The organism is Paenibacillus sp. Negev47 (assembly GCF_058313655.1).
Genome location: NZ_CM177754.1, coordinates 1517915 through 1543086, shown reverse-complemented (window position 1 = coordinate 1543086; position 25172 = coordinate 1517915). Strand labels below are relative to the sequence as shown.

22 protein-coding genes and 1 pseudogene are annotated in these 25172 nt (G+C 45.8%); 15 read left to right on the top strand and 8 right to left on the bottom strand.

From position 1 onward, the window contains the following. Positions 1-9: 9 nt before the first annotated feature. Together AC4G47_RS07135 and AC4G47_RS07130 are read right to left on the bottom strand one after the other, a co-directional pair. Positions 10-1281, bottom strand: a complete 1272-nt coding sequence (locus AC4G47_RS07135) for an ABC transporter substrate-binding protein (protein ID WP_491105505.1) — start codon at positions 1279-1281, stop codon at positions 10-12. A 181-nt stretch (positions 1282-1462) separates the two neighbouring features. After that, entirely contained in the window at positions 1463-2491 is a 1029-nt protein-coding gene (locus AC4G47_RS07130; protein ID WP_017687019.1) for a LacI family DNA-binding transcriptional regulator, read from the bottom strand. Positions 2492-2779: 288 nt separating this feature from the next. Between AC4G47_RS07130 and AC4G47_RS07125 the strand changes: the two genes are divergently transcribed. Together AC4G47_RS07125 and AC4G47_RS07120 are read left to right on the top strand one after the other, a co-directional pair. Further along, positions 2780-3142 carry an iron-sulfur cluster biosynthesis family protein gene (locus AC4G47_RS07125; protein ID WP_482070789.1) on the top strand — a complete coding sequence of 121 codons (363 nt, stop codon included), beginning with the start codon at positions 2780-2782 and terminating at the stop codon, positions 3140-3142. A 373-nt stretch (positions 3143-3515) separates the two neighbouring features. Next, complete coding sequence (locus AC4G47_RS07120) at positions 3516-3941, top strand: hypothetical protein (protein ID WP_491105503.1); 426 nt, start codon at positions 3516-3518, stop codon at positions 3939-3941. 82 nt (positions 3942-4023) lie between these two features. Here the strand turns inward: AC4G47_RS07120 and AC4G47_RS07115 are convergent, their stop codons facing one another. Both AC4G47_RS07115 and AC4G47_RS07110 read right to left on the bottom strand, forming a co-directional pair. Further along, entirely contained in the window at positions 4024-4449 is a 426-nt protein-coding gene (locus AC4G47_RS07115) for a hypothetical protein (protein WP_491105502.1), read from the bottom strand. A 113-nt stretch (positions 4450-4562) separates the two neighbouring features. Next, on the bottom strand, positions 4563-5024 hold the full coding sequence (locus tag AC4G47_RS07110) for an NUDIX domain-containing protein (RefSeq protein ID WP_491106659.1): 462 nt from the start codon (positions 5022-5024) through the stop codon (positions 4563-4565). A gap of 679 nt (positions 5025-5703) precedes the next feature. On the opposite strand from AC4G47_RS07110, the gene AC4G47_RS07105 reads away from it, so the two are divergent. Next, the gene (locus AC4G47_RS07105; RefSeq protein ID WP_491105501.1) at positions 5704-7350 is read left to right on the top strand and encodes an RNA polymerase sigma factor; all 1647 of its coding nucleotides are present in this window, start codon (positions 5704-5706) and stop codon (positions 7348-7350) included. A 639-nt stretch (positions 7351-7989) separates the two neighbouring features. Continuing rightward, positions 7990-8517 (top strand): stalk domain-containing protein, encoded by a 528-nt coding sequence (locus AC4G47_RS07100; protein ID WP_491105500.1) that lies wholly within the window; start codon positions 7990-7992, stop codon positions 8515-8517. Positions 8518-9391: 874 nt separating this feature from the next. Here the strand turns inward: AC4G47_RS07100 and AC4G47_RS07095 are convergent. Then, entirely contained in the window at positions 9392-10036 is a 645-nt protein-coding gene (locus AC4G47_RS07095) for a hypothetical protein (RefSeq protein WP_491105499.1), read from the bottom strand. 318 nt (positions 10037-10354) lie between these two features. Between AC4G47_RS07095 and AC4G47_RS07090 the strand changes: the two genes are divergently transcribed. The 9 genes from AC4G47_RS07090 (at position 10355) to AC4G47_RS07050 (ending at position 18060) form a co-directional block, all read left to right on the top strand. Continuing rightward, positions 10355-12034 (top strand): PucR family transcriptional regulator, encoded by a 1680-nt coding sequence (locus AC4G47_RS07090; RefSeq protein ID WP_491105498.1) that lies wholly within the window; start codon positions 10355-10357, stop codon positions 12032-12034. A gap of 229 nt (positions 12035-12263) precedes the next feature. Further along, the gene (locus AC4G47_RS07085; RefSeq protein ID WP_145323717.1) at positions 12264-13040 is read left to right on the top strand and encodes an ABC transporter ATP-binding protein; all 777 of its coding nucleotides are present in this window, start codon (positions 12264-12266) and stop codon (positions 13038-13040) included. Then, positions 13040-13912: an ABC transporter permease gene (locus tag AC4G47_RS07080; protein ID WP_491105496.1), complete on the top strand. Its 873-nt coding sequence runs from the start codon at positions 13040-13042 to the stop codon at positions 13910-13912. The genes AC4G47_RS07085 and AC4G47_RS07080 overlap by 1 nt, the downstream gene beginning before the upstream one ends. Positions 13913-13946: 34 nt before the next feature. Next, positions 13947-14975, top strand: a complete 1029-nt coding sequence (locus AC4G47_RS07075; protein WP_491105495.1) for an ABC transporter substrate-binding protein — start codon at positions 13947-13949, stop codon at positions 14973-14975. A gap of 11 nt (positions 14976-14986) precedes the next feature. Next, entirely contained in the window at positions 14987-15172 is a 186-nt protein-coding gene (locus tag AC4G47_RS07070; protein ID WP_491105493.1) for a hypothetical protein, read from the top strand. Further along, positions 15169-16545 (top strand): amidase, encoded by a 1377-nt coding sequence (locus tag AC4G47_RS07065; protein ID WP_491105491.1) that lies wholly within the window; start codon positions 15169-15171, stop codon positions 16543-16545. Before AC4G47_RS07070 ends, AC4G47_RS07065 begins: the two co-directional genes overlap by 4 nt. Positions 16546-16564: 19 nt before the next feature. Beyond that, the gene (locus AC4G47_RS07060) at positions 16565-16951 is read left to right on the top strand and encodes a RidA family protein (RefSeq protein WP_491105489.1); all 387 of its coding nucleotides are present in this window, start codon (positions 16565-16567) and stop codon (positions 16949-16951) included. Positions 16952-17191: 240 nt separating this feature from the next. Next, positions 17192-17608 (top strand): hypothetical protein, encoded by a 417-nt coding sequence (locus tag AC4G47_RS07055; RefSeq protein ID WP_491105488.1) that lies wholly within the window; start codon positions 17192-17194, stop codon positions 17606-17608. Positions 17609-17634: 26 nt separating this feature from the next. After that, the gene (locus AC4G47_RS07050; RefSeq protein WP_491105486.1) at positions 17635-18060 is read left to right on the top strand and encodes a hypothetical protein; all 426 of its coding nucleotides are present in this window, start codon (positions 17635-17637) and stop codon (positions 18058-18060) included. 244 nt (positions 18061-18304) lie between these two features. Here AC4G47_RS07050 and AC4G47_RS07045 read toward each other — a convergent pair whose 3' ends face one another. After that, positions 18305-19183 (bottom strand): amidohydrolase family protein, encoded by an 879-nt coding sequence (locus AC4G47_RS07045; RefSeq protein ID WP_491105484.1) that lies wholly within the window; start codon positions 19181-19183, stop codon positions 18305-18307. Further along, positions 19170-22340, bottom strand: coding sequence for a GNAT family N-acetyltransferase (locus AC4G47_RS07040; protein WP_491105483.1), 3171 nt, complete (start codon positions 22338-22340; stop codon positions 19170-19172). The genes AC4G47_RS07045 and AC4G47_RS07040 overlap by 14 nt, the downstream gene beginning before the upstream one ends. A 320-nt stretch (positions 22341-22660) precedes the next feature. On the opposite strand from AC4G47_RS07040, the gene AC4G47_RS07035 reads away from it, so the two are divergent. Continuing rightward, complete coding sequence (locus tag AC4G47_RS07035; protein WP_458123659.1) at positions 22661-23266, top strand: DedA family protein; 606 nt, start codon at positions 22661-22663, stop codon at positions 23264-23266. Positions 23267-23521: 255 nt separating this feature from the next. Here AC4G47_RS07035 and AC4G47_RS07030 read toward each other — a convergent pair. Further along, positions 23522-23801, bottom strand: a pseudogene (locus AC4G47_RS07030) (hypothetical protein); the annotation flags it as partial. Positions 23802-24000: 199 nt separating this feature from the next. Here AC4G47_RS07030 and AC4G47_RS07025 point away from each other — a divergent pair. Then, a complete protein-coding gene (locus tag AC4G47_RS07025) occupies positions 24001-25155 on the top strand; it encodes a response regulator (protein WP_491105481.1) in 1155 nt (384 codons plus the stop codon). The last annotated feature ends 17 nt before the right edge of the window (positions 25156-25172 follow it).

Here is a 25172-nt window from a genome sequence, read left to right as displayed (position 1 = left end):
GAACAACCTCTATTTGTAGAGTCTTTCCAGTCCACTCTGGATCTCAGTTACGGTATCATCAAGCGTAGCTTTGTTGTTGAAGTACACACCCAGCTTATCGTTAATAAGCTTCATCATTTCGTTCCACTGCGGGTTGAACGGTTCTGCATAGATGGTCGATTCACTGAACGCAGCCATGTTGATTTTCTTGCCGCCATATTCGGCATTCAGGAATTCATCACTGGACAGACCTGCTTTGGTTGCAGGAGCATCCTGACCGGCTTTGACCATTGGCATCTGTGCTTCAGGTGTGGTCAATGCTTCAATCACTTTGAATGCTTCTTCCTTGTGTTTGGAAGCGTTGGTAATCGTTAACCCGTTGAAGAATGCGTTCGTTTCGCCCCATACCGGAGAGATATCCCAGTTAATGCCTTCCACCTTGGCAAGCGAACCTATGTTCCAGAACCCTGTCGTTTCCATGGCGATCTTGCCTTGAGCGAACAGCGGATCAGCTCCGATATTACCCATGTCGGCAATCTCGGTTGGCGTTGGTCCCGCACCGTGTGTGAAGGTCAAGTCGTTCATGAATTGCAATGCTTTACGCACAGGCTCTGTATTGAAGGTCGGTTTACCGCTCTCATCGAACAGTGAGCCACCGTTCTGGTAGATAAGCTGCATCCATTGCGGCCACCAGCTGCCTGGGTAGTAACCCCATTGCACCGTTTTGCCATTCTCCTTCACCGTCAGCTTCTGAGCTGCCGCCATCAGATCGTCTTGCGTCCAATCTTTGGTTGGATATTCCACTCCAGCCTTGTCGAACAGATCTTTGTTATAGAAGAGGACCATCGCTCCTGCACGATCCGGCAAACCGAATTGCTTGCCATCGTACTTCATCAGGTTTGCGATATCATCGGAATAACGTTCGGACATGTTCACATTGTTCGCCTGAATCATGTCGTCCAGCGGTATTATCTGATTCTTGGAGGCGTAAGCCTGATAGTTCTCGGCAATCATCATGATATCCGGCGCTGTTCCCCCGGCGATCATCGTCTGTACCTTTTGGTCATAATCTCCTGCAACCACATTGAGCTTCACGTTAATATCGGGATATGTCTGTTTCACAATGTCGAGTCGCTCCTGATAGATCTTCTTCTCATCCTCTGAGCCCCAGATCGTCATGCTCAGATCCACCTTGCCACCGGACTCGCCGGAAGAACCGTTGTTACTCCCGCTGCTACAGGCTGTCAGACCCATTACCATGACCAGCATCAATAACGAAATGACCTTAAGACTTCTTCTCATACGTTACGCCCCCTTGAACTAATGAATGGATGACTACACTGAAACCCGTTTCATGAAATGGGTTTCATTAAGCTGAAACATAAAACCCGTTCCACTTTATGAAAGGGGTTTCATTCACGCACTCATTATATTTCACCCTTCAAGGAAATGTCAACGCTTTCTTTTTCAATTACAGGCCCCCTTATCTTGCAGCAGGTCCTGTACTTTGACGCACAATTAGCTCCGGTTGCAGAATGATCTGCTTCTTCGGTTTGCCTTGGTTAATCAGCTCATGCAGCACGTCCACAGCCTGTTTGCCAAGCTGATACGTGTTCTGGGATACGGTTGTCAGTTCCGGTATAACGGCACTGGCGAGCGGTGTGTCATCGAAACCCACAATGGATATATCCTTCGGAATGGAGAGCCCATGCTCAATCGTCGACTTGATGGCACCAATCGCCGTGTTGTCATTAACGCAGAGGACTGCGGTTGGCGGATTGTCACGATCCAGCAGTTTGGACATCTCGCGTTTGCCGTCGTCAATGGAGAAACTACCGAGGAGCTGACGCTCTTTCGGGATTTCGAGCCCATGCTCGCGAAGTTTCTTCTGCACAGCTCTGACCTTAACCATGGTGGTGGACAACTCTTTCAGACCGCCGACAAACGCAATATCGCGATGCCCCAGTTCAAGCAAATGCTCAGCTGCAAGGGCTGCCCCTGCCCCTTCATCCGTGTATACCCGGTGGAACCCGCCTTTGGCAATATTGCCATTGACCAGCACGATCGGCATACGTTTGCCCATATCAATCAATTCCTGAGCCATGTCATCCGGACAGACCTGCATATTGATTCGCCCGCCGAGAAAAATAATCCCGTCTACCCGCTTCTCTCGCAGGATGGACAAATATTCAGATTCCCTGTTATAGTCACCTGCAGTATTGCAGAGAAAAAACGTGTACCCCAATCCGCGAGCCTCATTCTCCGCACCCCAGAAGACTTCCGGGAAGAAGGGGTTTGTAATGTCCGGCAGGATAATGGCAATGGTGCCCGTCTCTTTCTTGATTAGACTGCGCGCCTGCGCGTTGGGCTGAAACTGGTGTTTTTCAATGATGGACATAATCTTCTCTCGGGTGCTTGCACGCACTGGTGCTGTATCATTCAGCACCCGGGAGACCGTTGCTACAGATACGTTTGCTTCTTTGGCGATGTCATATATGGTGATCGGTGTCATAGCGGAACCTTCCTTTTTCTCTAATTTTCCCTATTTTCCCTGCTTATCATACCAGATAAGGAATGGCGATGAAATGGGTTTCATTGGCGGGCGAATAATTTCACACTGGACCAATTGAAGTTCCGGGGATGACATTCATACGTGTGTGTCCGATGCATTACTCATTAGTGTCATTATTTTCACAGGACATGTTTGATTTTCTTTATTTCACCTTCTAATCTGCGTTTATGGTCCATATATTAAATTGTAAGCGAATTCATTGGAGATTAGAGGAGTGTGAACGACGTCATGATCATTCAAGTCAGTCCGCTGGCAGAAGCAAGACTTACTGAAAAGCTGGGAGATCGACCGGGCTATTTCAAATTGTTTTATGATACCGATGGATGCGGTTGTGACGGAATTGCGGTACTTCTGATCTTGAACGACCTGGATAGCGATGATGTTACTGTAGAAGCGGGTTCGCTTCCGTTTGTAATCAACAAACAGCAGCAGATTTACTTTGAACCCTGTCTGCGTCTGCAATCCGAGCATAGTTTCCCCTCGTTCCGACTGAGCAGTGATTCCATGATCTATGGCAGCAACGTCAAGGTCCATGATTTACGAGATACCGCAGACGTAGCCCCTCAGCCCACCGGATGGTTTGTACGATAAACGTTGAATCAGCACTATAATCAAAACCTCCCGACCCCAGATATTATGCGGGACGGGAGGTTTTTTATCAATTTTAATGAGTTAATTAGGCATTATTTTCTTAAACATTTCATATTCGTGCAGTGCCTCTGCACCTCTGCCCTCTATTTCCAACAAGTTTTTCAGGACCAAAGAGGTGAAAGCTTGATTAATTAATATAGACTTTAGTTTAATACAAATAATTACAAGTAAACCGTATACTTAGATAACCACATATGAATTTAGGAGATACACAAAACGGAATACCTAATTAAAGATATAAGTCTAGTTATACCAAAAACACGGTTAGAACATTGTATCCGTTTAGAAGTGTCGAGGAGGAAAATTGAAACTTATGAAGTTACCCACAATCCTGAACGTAGTCCGCATCTTGTTGAGTATTAAAGTTATATACCTTATTGTTTCTTTCAGTGTATTTCTCTATATTTTCAGTCAAAATCCTGAAGCCTTTGCCGGTTATCAAGTGAACGGCAATGATTTGATTAATTTCTCTAATGAAATTACTGGGAGAATCATATTTTTAATCATTCCTAGTTTGCTTGCTATCATTTGCATCACCAAACGACAATTCAGATCGACTGTTACGTTCCTGAGTATCGCTTTATTTATCGGACTACTGAATGAAGGACTATTAACTGGACTTATTCAACTATTCGCCTTGTTAGTTGTGCTCTTACATCGACCAAGTAAGATATTTTTAAAGCACCAGGATTCAAATGACACAGAGACACAATATATCGCCAAGAAGAGCCTGACTTAAACGTCAGGCTCTCTTTGTTTTGGTTTCTTTGCACACAATCCATTAAGCCTACTTCTAAACCCGCCAATCAATATTACTCAGATTACTTCACAAGAATTTCAATCGGATTCATGGTTATAGAGATATCCGCGGTCATATCCACAAAGAGATTTTGTTTCCCTTTTTTGGTTACTATAAACTCATCTTCAACCTCAACCACTTGACCTGACTTAAACTCAGTTACATATCCCACATCCGCATAATTACGCTCCTCGTTACTACCGGAGAAGAAAAAACGAATGATTGGTTCTCCATGAGATACTTCAACAGGTTTAATACCTGTATATTTTAGAGTTCCTTTTACTTTCAGTGCCTCACCAGTACCTAAAACTGTTGGTGTTGTTACTTCAAGAACGAAATCAGATGTCACTACACGTTCAGTAACATTATCCTCATTTTTTTCGGTTGATGAACACCCAGCTATTATCATGGATACCACTAATACCAACATTAAGATGTTACTACTCATTTTATTAACTTCATATCACCTCTCTCATACTCTAACGAATGATGTATAGAAAGGGTTGCTCAATTTGTCCTTGGTTTCCCTGAACTATCGTTTACTGTTAGTTCAATCCTGTATCACACGAATTCAATTAACTTCCTATCTATTTCTGCGATATCACCAATCTCCGATGTACCATCCCAAAGGATAATTGAAGAAGCTTCATCGTTTTCAACAAAATCATCAAGTTGGCACAATTCACCCATGAACAGAGCTCCATATTCTGTCCGTTCAGGTCCATGAAAACTTGGCTGGAGTCTAAACTTCATTAGTCCTTTGAATTCCGCCGTATCAATATTTTGATTGGTTTCCCCAAACAATTCTCTAATTACACATTGTTGAGCATTCTCTCCAGCTTCAATAATACCACCTGGAAGTTCCCAGTTGTTTCTCCACTTATTCTGCATGAATAGATACTTTCCTTGGCACTTCACCACAATTAGAGCATGTGTTAGTGGAGCATCCAGTGTGCTTGTAATGACCTTATCGTACTCGATACGAATAAATTCCAAAAAAATGTTACCTCTTGAATCTGTCATGATTGCCAATTTTACTCCTCCATTTCTTTTGTAACAAAAATAAAAAAACGCGCTAGACCTAAGTCCTGCGCGTTCATATTTCACAGGATGAGAAGCGCGAATAGCGTTAACCCATCCCAAATTTTTTTAGGAATGGATTAACGCTTTTCATGATGGTGAGATTGTTTTAATTCTAAAATTAACATCGGCCATTCTCCTAATCATCAATATATGGAAATAATACCCACTATAGTACTTTAGAGTCAAGTATATAATTTTGCTCATTTACTAAAAACGTAACCATTCCGTTAGTTTAATGAACCTTAATTATGCATTTGAATAATTAATCGAGACCACTCCTGGTTAACCACGGAACGAAGGAGTACCCCAAGTACCCGAAGAAGAACTTCGGCTCGTGCTCCTAGTTTGTATCCTCCCATAGTTGAACGGAAAAGAAGTATCTTTATATACTAAAAGTGAGACCTTTACATCTAAAGTAATCTTCATCTTGTTTAACAAAAAGTTCATAACGTCTCTTTAACCATTTAAATGACATACTCATGATGTTGATGTTTGTAATTATACGTGTATGAGTGATCCGGTAGGACGTCCAAATTTTTTTAAAATAATCCCAACCTTTATTTCGCCTGGCACACTATATAATTGTCAGGAATTACAGATGCAACTATGGAGGCAAAAGATGGATTCAATTGGTAAAAAAGGAAAAGAAGCGGCGGAAGCGATTCGGAGCTATGTCAAACCGATTTTCGGTTTTGCCTTAAACCGGGTCAAGCAGCGGGCCGAGGCGGAGGATCTGGCTCAGGAGATTATGTTGCAGTTGTTAAAATCCTTCTCTGGGGTGCGGGACATTAGAAGCCTTGACGCTTACGTCTGGACGGTTGCCCGATACACTTGGGTGAATTGGTTGAAAAAGCGTGCGCACGCTCCCCAAGCGTTCGAAATCAACGGCATGTCCGAACTGTCTGCTGCCCCTTCCCGGGAGCCGCTTGACCGGCTGCTGGTAACCGAAGCTTACCGCGAGCTCCGCCGAGAAGTCGCGTTTCTGTCCGACATCCATCGCCGGATCGTGGTCATGCATTACTACGACGAGCTTAAAATCGGCGATATCGCGATTGCTCTGAACATTCCTGTCAACACGGTGAAGTGGCATTTGAGCGAGGCCAAAAAGAAGTTACGGAAAGGGATGAAACGTATGCGTGCAACAGGAACTTTAAGTGTCAATCCGGTCAGTATGGGGGAAATGGGCCATTCCGGTTCGGCCGGCAGACTGGGCGAAACCAACGATTTTCTTGGACGCGCCTTGGCGCAAAATATCGTTTACGCGGCTTATCATAAGGCGCGTACCGTACATCAAATCGCGGAGGAGCTTGGAATGCCGCCGTCTTTGCTGGAAGGTGAAGTCCGGCACCTGGCCGATTACAATTTTCTCATCCAAACCTCTCCCGGCAAATATCAAAGCAACACCATCGTCTGGGACCTCTTCGAGTTGGCCGTAGCTGGTCATCAATTCTGGCAAGATTGCGCCGCCGAAGTGGCCGATGTTCATTTTGACGCGTTAATGGAAGTTCGCCGGCAAGTCGAGGATAGCGGAGTGTACGTTCCGGACGGCGACTATAACTTCCTGCTCTGGACCTTGCTGCCCAAGAACGTCGAGGAGCAATCTTGGCGGAGCATGCCAGCGGGCGAAAACTTCGATGCGGTCGCACCAATGCGAAAGGACGGAGGTCAGTATATTGCCTATGCGGCGTTAAACCGGAGCCACAATGCCGATCCGGGGTTTGATTTGAGTAGTTACGTCACCTTCGGTCCGTCGCTCCGCTACGTCGAAGACACTCCCTTATACTTGTGGCAATTCAATACTTACTGGAGCGACCGCCAGGTGGATTGGCGTTTCCTGGAATACCGGAATGTCGAGATTTGTCATGCGTTCCAACAAGGGGAACTGCCCGACAACGAAGAGAACGCCGAGCAATATTCGTTCCTGCTGGAGAAGGGGTACATCCGCAAGACGGAGGAGGGGTACAAGTTCAATGCGGTTTGGATCGACTCTCCGCAAACGTTGGATCGGTTGAACAAGGCAATGCCGAATTTGTCCGCTCTGTATGCGCCTGCTGTCGGCAAGCTCTACGACAAAATGCTCAACCTGTTCCTGCAAAATCAGCCGAAGCATTTGGAGCCGCAGCTTGCTTACATGGTGAGAGGCAACACCGGCGGAGGCCGGCTTGTCGCTTATATTTTGAAACATTTGATCGATAACGGGAAGTTGAAACCGCCGTTGCCGCACCAGCAGAAGACGATCTCAACCTGGATGGGGCCGGTGAAGTAAGTCAGTGCAGAAATGTATATGAAGAATGGCCGTTCCCGGGCGGTGGCCATTTTTACACTGTCTGTCCACTCTGTCTGTCCAACGAAGTGATTAGGACATCGCTATTTCACACTGCCCCCTCCTGAACGTATGGAAATGATTAAAAACTACCCATGACGCACATGCGTCATGGGTAGTTTTTGTTCGCAATCGTATCTGCCAGATTACTCCTGTACCTTACGATTTTTATCTTTCTTGTCCGCAACCAACCGTGAGAGGCCAGATGCTCCACATACTCAGCAGATCTATTCAGCAAAACTGCCCGTTAGTTGAGTAAAAGCAGCCAATCACAATGATCAGCTGCTTTCTTGTTGTTATTGAGCTAACGTTTCCCGTTAGCTTAATCTTTACAGTATGTTAATTAGACACCACCTAATTCAGCAACCTCGCAGAGCAGTGAAAAGAAGTGCCTCTGTTGTCTTCACCATAATACTCTATAATAATTATCGGATTTAAAGATAGTGTAAGTATCATAGATACCAATTTTCGAAAGGGAGAATCAACATGAAGACATAATTTATTGCCGGATTCCTATCAACTGCTTTACTACTTAGTCCAATAGCTGCTCATGCAGATGAGGCAGTTCATCTCAATGGGAAATTGGTTGATAGTCGAGTATTTATGCCCTTAAGAGCCGCGGGTGCTCAGATCGGAGCAGTAACAACTTGGAATCAGAAAACTAAAACCGCAACTGTTAATAAAGATGGAAAAATGTTGGACAATCGAGTTTACGTCCAGTTCCGAGAGTTCAACGAAACATTCTTTGAGCAAGACCATATCGTCTGGCACCCAGCTGATTTGGATGCTAGTTCAGAACACTTCACTGTCGATCTTGGAACACTGGATAATGCCCAAGACTTCAAATTGGTGGAACCTTTATTCAGCAAACACGAAGATTCTAAGGAATATTTCGAGGAAGATAAAGACAACTTATACTACGGTCTTTCAATCTCTTACTCTGGAACTGATAAAGCAGCAGTTACCGTTAGCACTGGACAGAAAGACGAGTACGGAAGATACATTTTCACACACTCATACAAAGTTAACGTAAGCAAGTATAGCTCTGGCTGGAGAGTCGTTTCATACAATTACACCAAGACGGAAATTCCTGACTGGGTTTATTCTTAGTAGAACCAACGCGGTACAAGACTACTGGAGTCCTTAAACAGGCTCCTTTTTTATTTATATGTATAATAACTTATAATTTGGGGACCACACGGTTGTCGCCGGCAGCGAACTATCCTGCCCGTTAGTTCAATAAGTTAGATGAACAGTTTCGCCCGGGTCTGAACCAACTGATCCCCATACTTCCCCATTAACGCTATAACCGCCACCACTCCATTGAAGCAAGTAACCTCCAGTATTCATACCTTGGGTGAAACCTTCTTTACTATTTATCCAATCAAAAGATTCCCCGGCAGCAATCGTTCTAGCGAAATACACTTTACTAGTATCTAAGTGCGTTAAACTAACATTGACTTCATGGCTACTATTGTTCTTCATAAGCAGTTTTATGTGTACAAATTCCGGATTTACGGAAAAGGGTTGCTGTACCGTTGCGCCTCCAGAAGCAATATAGTGGGAGGGTTTGCTCTCTTGTTCGCTTAAAGAATTAGAAAGGGTTGTACTTTCGGACTTGCTAGATAATAACCAGATTTTGGAGTAGACATATTCTCTTGAGTTGGACTTGTTGAATCACAAGCAGTTACGGTCGCTGTTGTTAAAGCTAATGCTACAACCGTAAAAAACAGTCTCTTTTTCTTCATTACTTCATTCCTCGTATTCTTTTATTAATTATTCTAAAAACCTATAAGAAGTCCCTCGTTATGAACAACGCTATCAATCAATAAAAGTTACACCTGTAATTCGCAAGATGGCATTGACTTACCTGCCCGTTGCTGAACATAAGCAGCCGATCAGCTTGATCGACTGCTGTCTGATTGATCTACTGTATACTTTTAGTGTAACAAATGACGACTAATATAATTTGACACTTAAAGTATCATCGAAAACCGAAATGCTTTTCAACTTCCAATAACATCTGATCTTTATTGGACTGAGATGTTCTCATAAACCATTTTAATTGATACTGCTCCGCTTGTTGCAGGTAATGATTCGATGCTCTAACCACCGTGTTTAATGTTTCGTCCCGTGCACGTTGTGGATCTGATAAACTAGGGAACAAATCCTCCATGCCTCTCAGATGATCTCGATCCAGATACTCCGCTCGAATTAGGTCATCTTCTGCAAACATATAAACAACTCGGTTGGGATTAACAATCTCCCTTAGATAAGCAGGTTCCATAAAAGTATCTACTACAATTGGCTTCTCTTTCCCCATCTGTAACACATCCAAAATAATAAACTCTACGCTTTCATCAAACACGGAATTTAACCAGTGGCTTCTATCGTTCTCACGCCCTAAAAAGAACCATTCCCAATCAATGAAGTGTCGCAAAATTGCTGGATGATCCTGCGGATTAGCCTTTTTTTGATAATCGAAAGTGTGGTCATCTGAGGAATAATAATTCATATCCCATTTTGAAGAAAGTAACTTTGTCATCGTGCTTTTGCCGCCGCAAGGGCCTCCACATATCCAATAAACGTGATCTAAATATTGCCTTAATAGTCGGTCTGAAATTTTCATTTTCTGAACAACTCCTAGAATAAGATTATTTTCTTATTAAGGAGAACGTCTCTTCTTGTTTGCATTACATGTCCAGGTCGCTGGCATTGCTACACCACCTTTCAATTTCCATTTTCTCACAAAGTTAACCAGTTGTGAATCTTAGCTCATATACAAGATTCATATTCCACACTAAAGACACATGTCCATCTCAGCATTTTGTACTATATGCTTAAAAATTAATTATCTTTTAGCCTCTTTATCCAAACTCTTCTTTACGCCCACCTTACTTAATGTTAGATTTTATAACATATCATTATGAAAGCGAGTGGGTTGAAGATGGATCTGCAACATTTATTGACTATCCCCATTCTCTCCAAAGCAAAGGTTATTGCCGGACATCGCGGCCTTGATCGCTTGGTACAATCGATTAATATTATGGATGCGCCAGATATTGTGCAATTCCTGAAGCCGGGAGATATGCTGCTGACGAATGGCTATATCCTGAAAGACCGCCCCGATGCTCATCTTGCATTCATTACAGATATGCACGCGATTGGTTGTGCGGCGCTTGCGGTCAAGACACAGCGCTTCTCGCTTGAATTATCACCGCAACTGCTCCAGACAGCCGATAAGCTGGGTTTTCCCATCATCGAACTATCTGAGATAGACAATACACTCGGTGAAATATTTCAACAATCAATCAGTGCCATCCTTCAGAATAAAACCCATGAGCTCCACTACGCCTTATCTATTCACAAACAATTTTCCACGATGGTTATGCAGGGAAAAGGTATACCCTCCATCGTAGATACGCTGTCTCAGTTGCTATCCTCACCTGTACTTCTGCTTGGTTCGAAGAAGCAGATTACGGCAAGCTCCCATTATGCACAACAGATGGATCGCCAGTCTCTCGCCGCGCCCATACTGACATTTATAGATCAGCACCCTTCCTTCCATACCGCAATCTCGATCTGCCTGCTTACTGCCGATAAATATCGACATGCTGAGCTACATCCCATCTTTACTGATCGGCACGAAGGCTATTTGATCGCACTATTCGACAATTCCGCAAACTCTAAACTCTCCACTCTGGCACTGGAACAAGCCGTCAATGTGATCGGTCTGGAGTTAACCAAGAAGCAAGCGGTCAAGGAACGTTCACGCCGTTACAAAAATGAATATTTCTCCGATCTCATTCAGGGCTTCATTCGTTCTGAACAAGAAGCGCTGCATCGTGGCAAGAAATATGGGCTCCAAGCAAAAGGGAACTCCGTTCTCATCATTGCTAAAAAGGACGAATCTTTATCGAGCATGCCTAACCAGAGCCTCACTCCCCCTGGAGAAGAGCGACACATCTCGGAACGAGACGCTTATTACGAGCTGATTAAGCAGGAGTTCGCCAGACTAGATCTCTCCTTCGTCATGTTCACGAAGAACGACCAGTTCGGCATACTCGTCTTTTTGGCCGAATCATCTTGGGACGAACACATCGTGGTTCAGCAACTTGAACAGATCGCGAGCACCCTATATACGGAATCGCAGCTCAGCCTATCCTTTGGCATAGGCAATCCCTACACGAATGTACTGGATATCGGATTATCCTATAAGGAAGCAGTCAAGGCGCTTCAATCCGGCTATCAGATGAGAAAGACCCGCTTCGCTCATTCCTATCAAACTATGGATATAAGCCGCCTGCTGCGCATGATACCTTATGATGAAATGCTTCAGTTCCATCAAGAAACCTTTAAGGCCTTCGCTGGCCGAGATCCAAACGAGCGCAGCGAACTGATGAAAACCTTGTCTTCTTTCTATGAGAATCACTGCCAGATCGTCGATACGGCGAAAGAGCTGTTCGTACATCGCAATACCGTCATCTACAGGCTTGAGAAATGCGAAAAATTGACCGGCAGGAACATCAAGGATCCGAGTGAGAGTCTGCGCTTCCGCCTCGCCTTCGCACTGGAGTCGCTGCTGAATGTCAATCCAGCCCCTAGCGAAGCTAATCATACGTCTTAAACCGAGAACGTGTCATGTATAATGACACGTTCTTTTATTTTCTTTTCCCAACCCAACCTATTTTGTACATTTTAACTGATTCAATTCTATTTTTATGTTCATAGTAACTAATGACAATTGGGCAAACAGTCTATATGATTAGGAATATAATCATCAATGTCATATTAATTAACACGAACTCGCACCAAGAAACAACAACCAACAGGCTGTAGGAAAGGGGCTACCTATCATGGCTATACAAATACAAGGCGTATCCAAATCATTTGTCAGTGCAACCGGAGAAGATATTCAGGTCCTGGCTGAGGTTTCGATGCAAATCAAGAAGCAGGAGTTCTTCAGTATCGTGGGACCGAGCGGTTGCGGTAAGAGTACGATCTTCAATATTATCGCGGGTCTGCTTAAGCCAACGAATGGCAAAGTTATCGTCTGTGGCGAAGAGATCGACCAGACTACCGGGCATGTTGGCTATATGATGCAGAAGGATCTACTGCTTCCTTGGAGAAGCATCCTGGATAATGTCACGTTAGGATTGGAAGTGAAGGGCATGTCCAAAAAGGATCGTGGCGATATTGCCATGGATTATCTGGATCGCTACGGCCTGGCTTCATTCGCAGAAGCCTATCCCTCCACACTATCAGGCGGTATGCGCCAACGTGTAGCCCTCATACGCACCCTCGTTACCCAGCCCGATATTATATTACTGGATGAACCCTTCTCAGCACTTGATTATCAGACCAGACTCATTCTGGAAGATGAAATCTTGTCCATTCTAAAATCCGAGGGCAAGACAGGCGTCCTGATCACGCATGACATCGAGGAAGCGATTGCCATCTCCGACCGCATTGCCGTTATGAGCAAAAGACCAACAACCGTGAAGCAGGTGTATGACATTGGTCTCGCCTCGCAATATGGCTCAGCACTGAAAGCCCGCTCCGACCAGAAGTTCAAGCAGTATTTTGAATCGATCTGGGCAGAGCTTGATATCCAGATGGGGAGGATCAGCTAATGAAGAGCACATCACCTAAAATCACCCTTGCCGGAAAGCCTGCTGGAGTTACGAAGAGCAAGAGCAAACGTAGACAGTCCACCTTCTCCAAAGAATGGCTGGTAACAATGCTGTGGCGGTTCATTATTGTTGCAGTCATCCTCGTGATATGGGAATCCGCCGTTCGCTTGAAACTGGTTAACGGTTTCCTCATGGGGTCACCGAGCGCCATTTTCGATGCAGCCATCACAATGGCCAGCTCAGGGCAACTACTTACAGACGCGTTCGCAACGGTGAATGCCACCGTTATCGGCTTTGTAACCGGAAGCTTAATTGGTTCATTAGCAGGACTACTCATGTGGTATTCCAAGTCCGTTGCCCGTGTGCTCGATCCATTCATCGTAGCGTTGAACGGCATTCCGAAAATTGCGCTCGCTCCCATGATTATTATCTGGTTCGGTTCAGGCATCTTCTCCAAGATTGCTCTTGCCTCCGTGGCAACATTTATCGTAGCGCTGTTATCCGCCTATCAAGCGACTCATCAGATCGACGAATCCCAGATTAATCTGATGAAATCCTTCGGTGCGAAGAAGTCACAAATTTTCCGCAAAATTATCGTTCCATCCTCTCTGCCATGGATCATCTCGGCCTTCCGTATCAATATCGGATTAGCATTGGTGTCTGTCGTAGGCGGAGAATTCATCTCTTCAGATAAAGGACTCGGACATATGGTATTCGTCGAAGGTAACCTGTTCAACCTTCCGGCCGTATGGGTTGGCGTGTTCATGCTTATGCTGGTCGCCATGCTCCTCTACACCTGTGTCGGTTATATCGAATCCCGTCTGCTTCCATGGAATGACAACAAGACCAGTAGCAAATCCACATCTGTATAGCTGACCTACAACCATTAAAGGGGCCTGATGACTGATGCGTACATTCAAAAAGATAGCTATTCTGGCAGCGATGACACTTCTATTGACTACACTGCTCAGCGGGTGTGGCGGCAATGCCAACATACCTGCTACCGGCGCAGGTGCATCTAATAGCGAGGGGCAAGAAAATACGCAGGTGGACAAAATTATGGTGTCCGAGGTTTATCACAACCTACTCTACCTTCCCTTGTATGTAGCGAACAACCAAGGTTTTCTAAAGGAAAATCGCATTGAGCTATCTTCCATCCGTGCTGCCGGAAGCGGACCAACAGCATTGTCGTCGGTCATCTCAGGCGAGTCCGCATTTTCCTTTCATGGTCCTGAGCATGTCGCATTCGCTAATGCGCAGGGCGGAGATGCTCGCTCACTGGTCCTTCTATCCGGCAGCGCTCCAGTATGGGCAGTCGCGAGGGAAGGAGTAACGGTAAACACCACAGAGGACTTTAAGGGTAAGACCATCGTAGTGGGCTTGGCACCTACAAGCTCGAACAGCTTACTGCGGAAGCTGTTCGCTGATAATAACATTGATATCGACAAGGATGTGACGATCACAGAGGTCCAAAATGGCTCCGAGCTTGGGGCGGTATTAGCCGGCAAAGCCGACATTGCTATCGTTTACGAGCCTCAGCTGGATCAAGGCATTGCAGAGGGGCTGCATATTGTCCATGATTTCACGAAGGATTATCCAGACTTCGCCTTTGCAACGATGAACACAACCGCAAGCTTCATTGAGAAGAATCCTGATCTCACCCAGCGCTTCGTGACCTCAATCGAGCAAGCTCTGGACTACATTCAATCGAATCCTGAAGGCGCCAAAGCAGTCGCAGTGAAGGAATTCCCGAATCTAGACAAGAACGTCGTGGAGCAAGCGGTACAACGCATGATCGACAGCAAGGTATACCCTGCGGAGGGACTCATCAATGAATCAGCATTCGAGACCGCAATTGGCATGCAGCGCTTCATCGGCAATCTGAAGGAAGACCTCGCTTACGAGGACATTATCGATTCAAGCTTCACCAAATAGAGAGAGAAAGGTTGATTACTCTGAAGCAGGACGACTATCACACACACCGGCGTACAGAAAGCGCCAGATATGCGAACGAAGTTATTACCAGCGAGGAGCTTGCCCTATTTACAGCCGACTTGAAGCTGATTCGAAGCTTCAAGCTGCCAGAAGAAGTAGGTCCCAATCCCCCGCATAGGAGAGTGCCTCTGCGATGATTACGAAACCACTTAACGAGCTGACGATTGCTGAAGCCGCAAAACTGATCAAAAACAAGACGGTATCTCCTGTCGAGCTTACGAAATCCTATTTGGATCGCATTGATAAAGTAGAACCTGCTGTGCAAGCCTTCGTAACAGTCACCGCAGAACAAGCCTTGCAGGCTGCAAAAGAGTCTGAGCGCAAACTGATGAATGGCGAATATCTCGGTCCTCTGCATGGCATTCCATATGGAGCCAAGGATATTATCCATACCGCTGGCATACGCACCTCGGCTGGATCAAGTACCTATCCTGACTTTGTACCCAAGACGAATGCTACTGTGATTCATAAGTTGCAGGCTGCAGGCGCTATCCTGCTCGGCAAGACGACAACGACGGAATATGCCTTCCAGGGAGGAGAACCGCCAACCCGCAATCCGTGGAATCTAGAGCATACCCCGGGCGGTTCCAGTTCCGGCTCCGCGGCCGCATTAGCGGCTGGCATGGCTTCCTTCACACTCGGAACACAGACCTTCGGATCTCTGCTTAGACCCGCAGCTTACAACGGATTAACTTGCATGAAGCCCACTTACGGCAGGGTTAGCCGTAACGGTGTCATCACAGCCAGTTGGAGCCTGGATCATATTGGCGCCTTCACTCGATCCGCACAAGATAACGCGATCGTTCTTGAAGCGATGGCCGGGCAAGATGAGATGGACTCCTTCACGCTTCCTCACGGTAAGCCAGACTTAACTAGCGCTCTTGAGCATCCTATCTCAGGAATGGTCATCGGTCTGCCGAGCAACTTCTTCCAAACCGATGAATCAGCGATCTTGTTAGCCGTAGAGTCGGCAATCACCGTACTTGAGAAGCTGGGCATGCAATGGAAGAAGGTAGACCTGCCTTCTTATATGGAAGAGACATGTGCTGCTCATCGTACGGTAATGCGGGCAGAAGCTGCCGCCTTCCATCAGGAGCGTTTTGCAGAAGCCTCTGACCGTTACGGACATACGATGCGGGAGCAGCTGGAGCTTGGCTACCAGACGAGTGCCGTAGATTATTTGCAGGCACAGCGCATCCGAACGATATTCCGGAGTGAGATGATGATGCTTTTCGATGAGGTGGATGTGTTATTGACTCCATCAACACCATATGCGGCCCCATATGGCTACAAGACGGGTAGCCCTATTTTCAACGGACCGTTCACCAATACAGGGCTACCTTCCATCACCGTTCCCATCGGATTCGATACCACCTCAGGGAAGCCAATGCCTATCGGCATGCAGCTTGCTGGTCCACTTATGCGAGAAGACCGCTTGTTGTCCATCGCTCATCATTATCAGCAGGCTACGAACTGGCATCAGTTAACACCAAACATACACACTCATTAGGAAAGGAATGACAACGACTATGTCTACCATCATACATGCAAGTGCTGCACCCCAATTCCCGCTTCCTTTCTCCCATGCTGTCCGTGCAGGAGATATGGTCTACGTCGCAGGTCAAGTAGGTGTCGATCCACAGACGCTTGAGCCCATTGGCGGCATTAAGGAACAGACCGAACAGTGCATTCGCAATATTGAGGTTATTCTGCAAGAAGCCGGACTTACACTTGACCATATTGTGAAGGCAACCACGCATCTGGCCCGTGTAGAAGATCAGCCCGAATACAACGAAGTATATGCGCAAATGATTAAGCAACCATATCCCGCCCGTATTACCGTATTCAGCGGTTTAGGCCCCTATTTAATTGAAATGGAAGTGCTGGCGTATGCACCATCCGTTCGTGGAGAATAGCACATCACCAAAAAACACCTGTACCCTTAGATGGGTACAGATGCTCACATTTTCGAGAAACCCGGTTCTCTTTGGAGAGGTGGGTTTCTTCGTATTCCTATTTTGTTTTGAAGCGGGATGATTGTAGGTCAAAGGCCACTGCAGACGATTGGAAAATGTAGACTTTGGGTTAATACAAAATATGATATCAACATCGTATAATGTATGAAATACATATCGTGCAGGAAGAGGGACGACTTATTGAATACGAAAATGCCCACTTTATTAAACGTCATCCGTGCCCTGTTAGGGGTACAATCCATCTTCATTGGGATCTCCATGACATTCCTTATTGCAGATCTATTCCGTAATAGTGCGGATTACTCCGCGTTTCCGCTATCTGATCAGGTCGCCTATTTTACAAGTATCGGGTTCCGAGTCCTCATGGTTCTGGTTCCGCCGATTCTAACTATCATATTTATCTCAAGACGAAGCTATAAGCTAACAATTACATTCATGAGCCTGGCCCTATTTTTTGGCGTTGTGTTCTTTCAGAATTTCCTCGTCTTGCTGCACATCTTCATGTTGCTCTGTCTGTTGCTTAATAAGCCTAGCAAGGTGTATCTGAAGCAGGAAGGCCCTCCGCGAGAATACAACCAGGAGAATCTGCGGTTATAGATTCGAAGTAGAATAGGAGAAGTGGTATGGTAAAAACAGCATTACCCACGCTATTAAATGTCGTGCGCATTTTATTGAGTGTAAAACTGATCTACGTGATCGTGTCCTTTATCGTGTTCCTCATTGACTTCAACCAGAACATGGAAGCTTACCTTGCTTTCTCGCGTAAAGGTGATGATCTGGCTTACGCCTCTGGCGTAATCATAGGCAGAATGTTGTTTATGATTGGCCCAAGCCTGCTCGCTGTTATATTCATCACCAAGAGAAAGTTCAAGCTCACTGTGACGTTTCTGAGTCTGGCGTTACTCGTTGCCATTCCCAATGAAAGCAACCTGTTCACCCTGATTCATCTCTTCGCCCTGCTCATCGTGCTCTTGCATCGTCCAAGCAAGTTGTATCTGAAACGAAAGGATACTCGTGTCAATGAGTCAGTAATCGAAGCAAAGGATTAACTCCAAAGGGGCCTGACAATGTTGTCAGGCTTTTTTCTGATATTGAGTATACCGTATAAGCTGGATCGTATTGTTTTCCGTTCTCATGCTGTACTTCATTTCGTTATACTCGTTGTAAAATATCTCGAACACGCATGCAAAAAAATACCCTACAGAGAGACTTATACGTGTCTGCTCCATAGGGTATATTTTGTGATATAAGCTTAATTAATCACGAATTCCATGTTGAAATCATATCCCTCGCTTAACCCAGATCGGCAATACGCTGTCCAATACGTGGAAACAGCCCAAAGGCATTCTCGTAGAACACCTTATCATGATGCTGCTCCGGTACAAGCCGGCGGACGAATTCGGCATACAGATCGATGGGCGCAAGCGGCCAGTCAGTGCCAAACAGCATTTTCTCGTAATGATCCGAATAGACCAAGGCCCGGCGGAAATGATCCATGAACAAAGGCTCGTTCATGAACCGTTCAAAATGAGGCCGATCCCCCACCACAAGACCAGACAAATCCGCATACACGTTAGGATTCTTCGCCACCACTTCAGCTGCATCCATCACCCAAGGATCACCCAGATGACAAATCATGAAGTTCACACCTCGCTGCTGAAAAGCCAATTCATCCACCGTCAGTGGATGCGAATATTTGAGCAACCCGTTCATGGAATACGTGTCTCCCGTATGGATGACAACAGGCAAGTTATACTTGGCTGCGAGTTCATAGACCGGGGTATAGATTTTGTCATACACATAGTGATGATAGTATCCGGCATAGAGTTTGATTCCGGCTACCTCCGGGGATTGCAGTCTTGCTTCAATCCGGTCGAGCTCATCCTGAGCGTGTTTACCATCTAGCGCATTGGGATTAATCCCCACGCATTCCATGAGGAATGACGGAACTTTCTCTTCCAGATCAAGTCCCATCGGGTTAGGGGAACTGGAATCCGGGAACGCGCCCTTCGTCTGCTCCGTAACCCCCATTCCGATACCCAGAATGACATCGTTCTTATCGAACTCCGCTTGAAGACCAGCGGCAGAGTAATCCACTTTAGACAGATCGGTTGCTGTTCGGTGAAAGCTGTCGATGTCCGACAGATGAATGTGAATATCAATGATCGGCATGTGAAGCCTCCTTTTCATCGGTAGAAGTTGCAAAATTCAGTTTGAGAAGGTCATGCACATCCGTTGAATTCAGCGGGATTGGCCCCAGGACAAGATATGTTGGCTCCGTCCAGACCGTCTCCCCGTGATGGAGTGTCAGATGATGATTCACGTTCAGACCTGTCACCTGATTGTTGGCAAACCCCCATGCACTCTGATTCGGGTAACGATGGACCGCATGCAGCATGTTCTCACGCGAAACCGATCCTACTCGCAAAAGGTCTTCAAGTGGCAGGCCCACATCCACCTTGCCCAGCGGGAATCGATCTTTACCCGGTTGCTCTATCCAACCTTCCGCAAATACAGATGAAGGCTGGAGGAAACGTTCCTCCGCAAGCGAATAATTCGTCAGCGTCAGTCCGCTTTCGTTTGTCACGGCAAGCAGGGTGCAGAGTATAGGGACACCCGGCAGCATCAGATAATGCTGGTGGATCGTGATTCCCCGATTCGCTTCATGCTTCTCAATCCGGGTGGTCAGCTTTACACCCTTCCAGACGTTGCCGTATTGATCCTTCTGCTCTGTCCAGGAAGCGGCTCTCTGTTCCAACTGACGGCTGAAACCATTCATGCCCGGAATCCCGACACCCAGCCCGCCGTACCACGGATTCCACCACGAGCGTGGAGCCGGTTCAGGGTACGAGCTGTCCAGCCATTCTTCTCCTGCATAGTTCAGAGAGTGTACTACACTCCCGAATTCAGGAGCAACGGCGATCGACAATACTCCATTGTCTACGGTGTACAAAGGTCCAGATGAACCTTCTTCAAGTATTTGCTTAACCTCTGTTCCACTCTGCGGGAACCAAAGGGCCGTTCGCTCCTGAATCCGATCTTCACCCCGGTATACCCCACGAACTTTCCAACCACTCACGTGTTGGTCATGGCGGTCCGCTTCGTCAGGTGAAAATGTCAGCTTCGCGGAGTTAAGATTCTGCTCCGGATTGAATTCCTTAACGTTTGCCATAACCTCCGGTTCGCCACCCTGCTGTACGTATAGCTCCAGCTTGCCCGCAAGCGGAACCAGTTTGTGTTCAGTCAACGCAGCTTGTAGCACATCCGGGGCAAATGGATTCCCCTCACTCAGTGTCAGATCCAGATGACTGTCCAGCAACGGAATAATCGGGTTACGCTGTTTGCGAGCAAACGCACGGAAATCTGACCATTTGGCAAACGTGTTCAAGGCAAACACGGTTTCCTTTGTTCGTGCTACAGCGCCTGCCTCCAAACGTCCAAGCTCATGCTGCAACCCCAGCGTGTACTCCGGACGAATCAGCTTCAGGGAAGGGTCCCAATAGATGCCGCACGCGCCATACTCTTCCTTGCAAAACAGCCAGTTTTCTGTAATCTGCGCACTATCCCAATGATTCGGATCACCTGCATAATCATCGCCCATATCCACAAAACGGTCTTGGTACGGGAGGATTAGCCGGTTTCCGTAGAATCCGAAGTTATTCATCAGAAACAGGTCCTCTTCCCAGGCGGTGTCTCGTGTATTCTCAACCTCGTGGTGGAATTCAGCGATTCCATTCGCAGACAGCTTGACCACGGACTTGATCTGCAAGCCAGGGAAATCCTCCGAATCATACAGTGCCTCAAGAACCTGACGTGCCCCTTCGGGATAGATATTCACTTCTTTTGCTTGTCTCTTGGATAACTCTTCGGCAAACGGCTTACCTAGCTTCGGATAAGTCCACCAGAACGAATGACGGGAGCCCGGATATTCAATCCACATGTTATTTTCCTGTTTGCTCATATGGATGGAGAATGCGCCATTGACAGCCACCCATTGATCCTCAACCTGCCCGCCATATTTCCCTTCGATTCCCTTCATCAGTACAGAAAGTTTACTTGTAAAAGAGATCGCATGGTTCCCCACTGGGACTGCCTTCACTTCTACTTCTTGGGAATAGAGACCATACGAACGCAAAGTGAAAGGCACTGGCACTGACACTTTGCCTTTGGCAGGTACCGTAAAGCGCACCGAAGGCTCTGCCCATTCAAGGAATTCATCCTCAGGCAGGTCCAAGCTGAACTCCGTTTCTGCATCCACATTATTTTCCACGTTCAGAACCAATTCCGCCGGGATGCCGGGGTAAAGCTCTTTCACGGGCAATACAGTCTTAATCTTGGCTGGGAACTTCGGGGCGATACCCAACCTGAACTCCGCTTTCTTGCCGTTAATCAGCCATGTGCTGGCGACAACGGGATGGGTCTTATTGTTATTCTGTTCCTCTGTAATCGGATCAAGGTGAAACTCACCCTCCACGATGATGGTTTCTCCCGGAGCGACTGCTCGTGCAGCTTCCAGCGAAAATCGAATGTTTTTGTTATTCTGACCCTTGATCTCAACCGCCAGTTCAGACGCAGAAGTGTTCTTGATGCGATAGCGAATCTTATAGCTGGAACCGAATACCAGATCATGATCGTCGACTTCTGTGGAGATTTCGTAATCCGGTGTTTCGAGGGCAGTCAGCCCGCGACCCGACTTTTCAAATTCAGCCCGCAGGGAGACATCTCCCTTACTCCAGGTGTAGTCAAAGAAATCAAAACCGCGCTCCCGTCGGCCATCCGGCTCGGTGACGAGTTCCCGCGTACTGTCTGCATACCAATCCAGCTCCTCAAAATAAGGAGCGAGTGCTTCGGTCTGCAAGATGGTGGGGATGAAATTCATCAGATGCACATGTTCATCTTTTTTCTCCCAGAAGAATCCACATTTCTTGTACATCGGTACAGCCTTCGTATTCCCTGCCCATGTGAACAGATCCAGGCGTGGCCATTCAGCCTCCACAGTCTTGCGCACAGCATTCAGGATCAGATTGCGTCCGACCTTATACCCGTGATAGTCGGGGCGTACGTTAAGCAGCGGTACATATAGGGCTTTCTCGTCATAGCGGTAGTGGGCGAAACTGCAAAACCCAACCACCTCTTTCCCATGAACAGCTAGAAATGCATGAAGATTGGACGAATTCTCCATCTCCCGGCGAACCGTTTCCTCTGTTCTAAGGTTGGTGCCACCTCCCCAGCTTTCATTACTGCGGTTCCACATATCCGCGAGTGCGGCAGCGTAAGAGGGATCGTATTCAATAATATGAATTTGTTCGATAATCGAAGTTACGGTCATGTTCTGATCTCCTTCTCTTTATGTATAGGATGGTGAAGAAGCTAGTGATAGTCTTATCATACTATATTTGGAAACATTTTCAGAGAGTTATATCGGCTTTCCATTGTGAAAGGGGATAAGAGTGGTCAAGTTGCTTAAGAAGTAAGCGTCTGCTGATTCGTGTCGAACCGTGTCCAGACGTATGTAACACCTAACATATCCCGCCATGACGGGCTTAATGGATATCCATGTAAGCTTTGACAAGCTCTATTCGCTATTGTTACTCTTTGTACAGGAGTGTTTCTTTTATATAAAAATAGGTAGATTCTTGGAGGGAAAGCATGACTGAATGGATCACGCAATTTATACTCTTTTTTAAAGATTTATCGTACGCAGGTCTGGTCATTGCCTTGTCGTTTGAATTTGTACCCGCTGAACTTGTGCTGCCCATGGCGGGGTACTGGGTGTATCTTGGAGATATGAAGCTTTGGCTGGCAATTCTGGCTGGTACCGTAGGTGGAACGTTCGGACCTCTAACGTTATATGCCCTGGGACGATATGGCGGCAGACCGATGGTCGAAAAATACGGCAAGTATTTCTTGATTCGCCCCCACCATCTGGACGCTTCCGATAAGTTCTTCGAGAAATATGGCAGCGGGGTAGCTTTCTATGGACGTTTTGTTCCCGGCATTCGGACAGTGATCTCCATCCCTTGTGGTATGGCGAAGATGAATGTGTTTAAATTCAGTATCTTTACATTCTTGGCCATGCTTCCGATCACCTCATTGTACATCTACTTAGGCTTCAAATTGGGCTCTCAATGGGAGCATGTGGACGAGATTGTTAAACCTTATATCATTCCGGCAGCGGCGATCTTCTTAGGCGCTTTTGGATTGTATGTGCTTTTGAAACGTTGGAAAAGAAGAACGGCTTTGAACAAGTCATAGACTTGCTGAGAAAATGAGGACTGTATAGTAGAGTAGCTGATATATGATGAAAAAAATCCTTACTTTATATGGCCTGTGGTTATGATTTGTTAAGATACTAGTGATAGATGATATACCGTACTAATCTACTCGTATATTCATATGCAAAGCCCCACCGATCACGACGATCAGTGGGGCTTTATCAGTTTATGGAATTTCAAACTAGTTACCCAAGTACATGGATGTCCTGCTTTTTTTGGTTCGTGCACGCCGTGACTAAGAGAGGTCGCCGAGTTTGTTTTGGAAACGTTCCTTGTTGTAAAACGAAATATACTCGATAATTTGGGTCCTTGCTTGTTCCAGATTTTGAGGCTTCTCCAAATACAACTGCAGGTTGGTCCACATTTCAGTTTCTTCACTGTGTCCATAACGAGTTTTAAGTCATTTCGCTCGGAGAGTTCTCTGGCTACAATTCGTTGTTGTACAGATTCATCACAACCGATAGGTAAGCAAAATCATGTCCAATCCGGACATAAGTAATATCCGTCACGAGCTTCGCACAGGAGCTATTACACCCAACGCAGACGGGTTTCGCCTACCGTGAGATTCTTTTGAAATCATCTCTATTCATCATCTCTTTGTATAAGAATATGTATAGGTGACTACATATTTCGAGTTTTAATTCCATTTTTCAACATCCGTGATAAAATCAATATAGTAAACTAAACTCACTAGTTATATAAGGAGTATTCAAGATGAGAGCTATTATTATTGACGATGAACTTTTAGCTTTGTCTTATTTAGAGCATCATTTAATGAAGATGGATAACTTCAGTCTTGAAATTATCGGTAAGTTTACAAACCCCTATGACGCCATAGATATATCAAAACATACAAGGGTGGATATTGCGTTTATTGATATTGAATTACCCGAGATGAGTGGTATTGAGTTAGCCGAAAAATTGCTGGAGCATGAACCTGGTTTGATCGTTGTATTTGTAACGGCCTATCAAGAATACGCTGTAAAAGCCTTCGAAGTGAACGCCATTGATTATCTTATAAAACCGGTTCGCTTTGATCGATTGTCCAAAACGATGAATCGGATAATCAGTAGTAATACCGTGAGCTTTAATCATGCTGATTCTCTAAAACCACTTAAGATGACGTTGTTCAAACAAGTCATGATTGAAGAGCCGCAAACATCTGGCCACTTCTCGTTAATCCAATGGAGAACCACCAGAGCGCAGGAACTTTTTTTGTATCTACTTCAGCACAGAGGGCAGCTAGTTCGCAAATCATTTATCGTGGACTCGCTATGGACTAATGTAGATGTAAATAAAGCATATTCACAACTTTACACAACGATTTACCATATTCGCAAAAGCCTCAACCCTTATGGAAAGAGGTTTCAGATCAAGAGTGCGAATGACGGTTACTTATTGGAGCTAGAGAATGTTATCCTGGATGTGGCAGAGTGGGACTCCTCTCCGGACGTTAAAGATATATCGGAAAACAACCTAGAGATCTACCTTAGGAAATTCAACAGTTATACAGGTGATTATCTGCAAGAATATGATTACTGGTGGGCAGAGGGAGAGCGGCAAAGGCTCAAACAATTATGGCTTAATACAGCACTATGTTTAGGACAGTGGTATGAAGATCAACAGAAACTTAGCGAAGCTTTGACAATATACTTACAGATAAACCGTCTCAATCCGGCCGAGGAAAATTCTTCATTTGCTTTGATGAAGCTCTATGACAAGATAGATGAACCAAAAAAGGCCCTTGAGTGTTATCAAGAACTCGTAGAAGTACTAGAAGAGGAGTACGATATGCCCCCAGGAGACGATATTCAACAATGGTTTAGGGGATGGGAAAGGAAACATAGCCGCTTAAAATCAGCATTTTAGGCAGATGTTGTTATCTT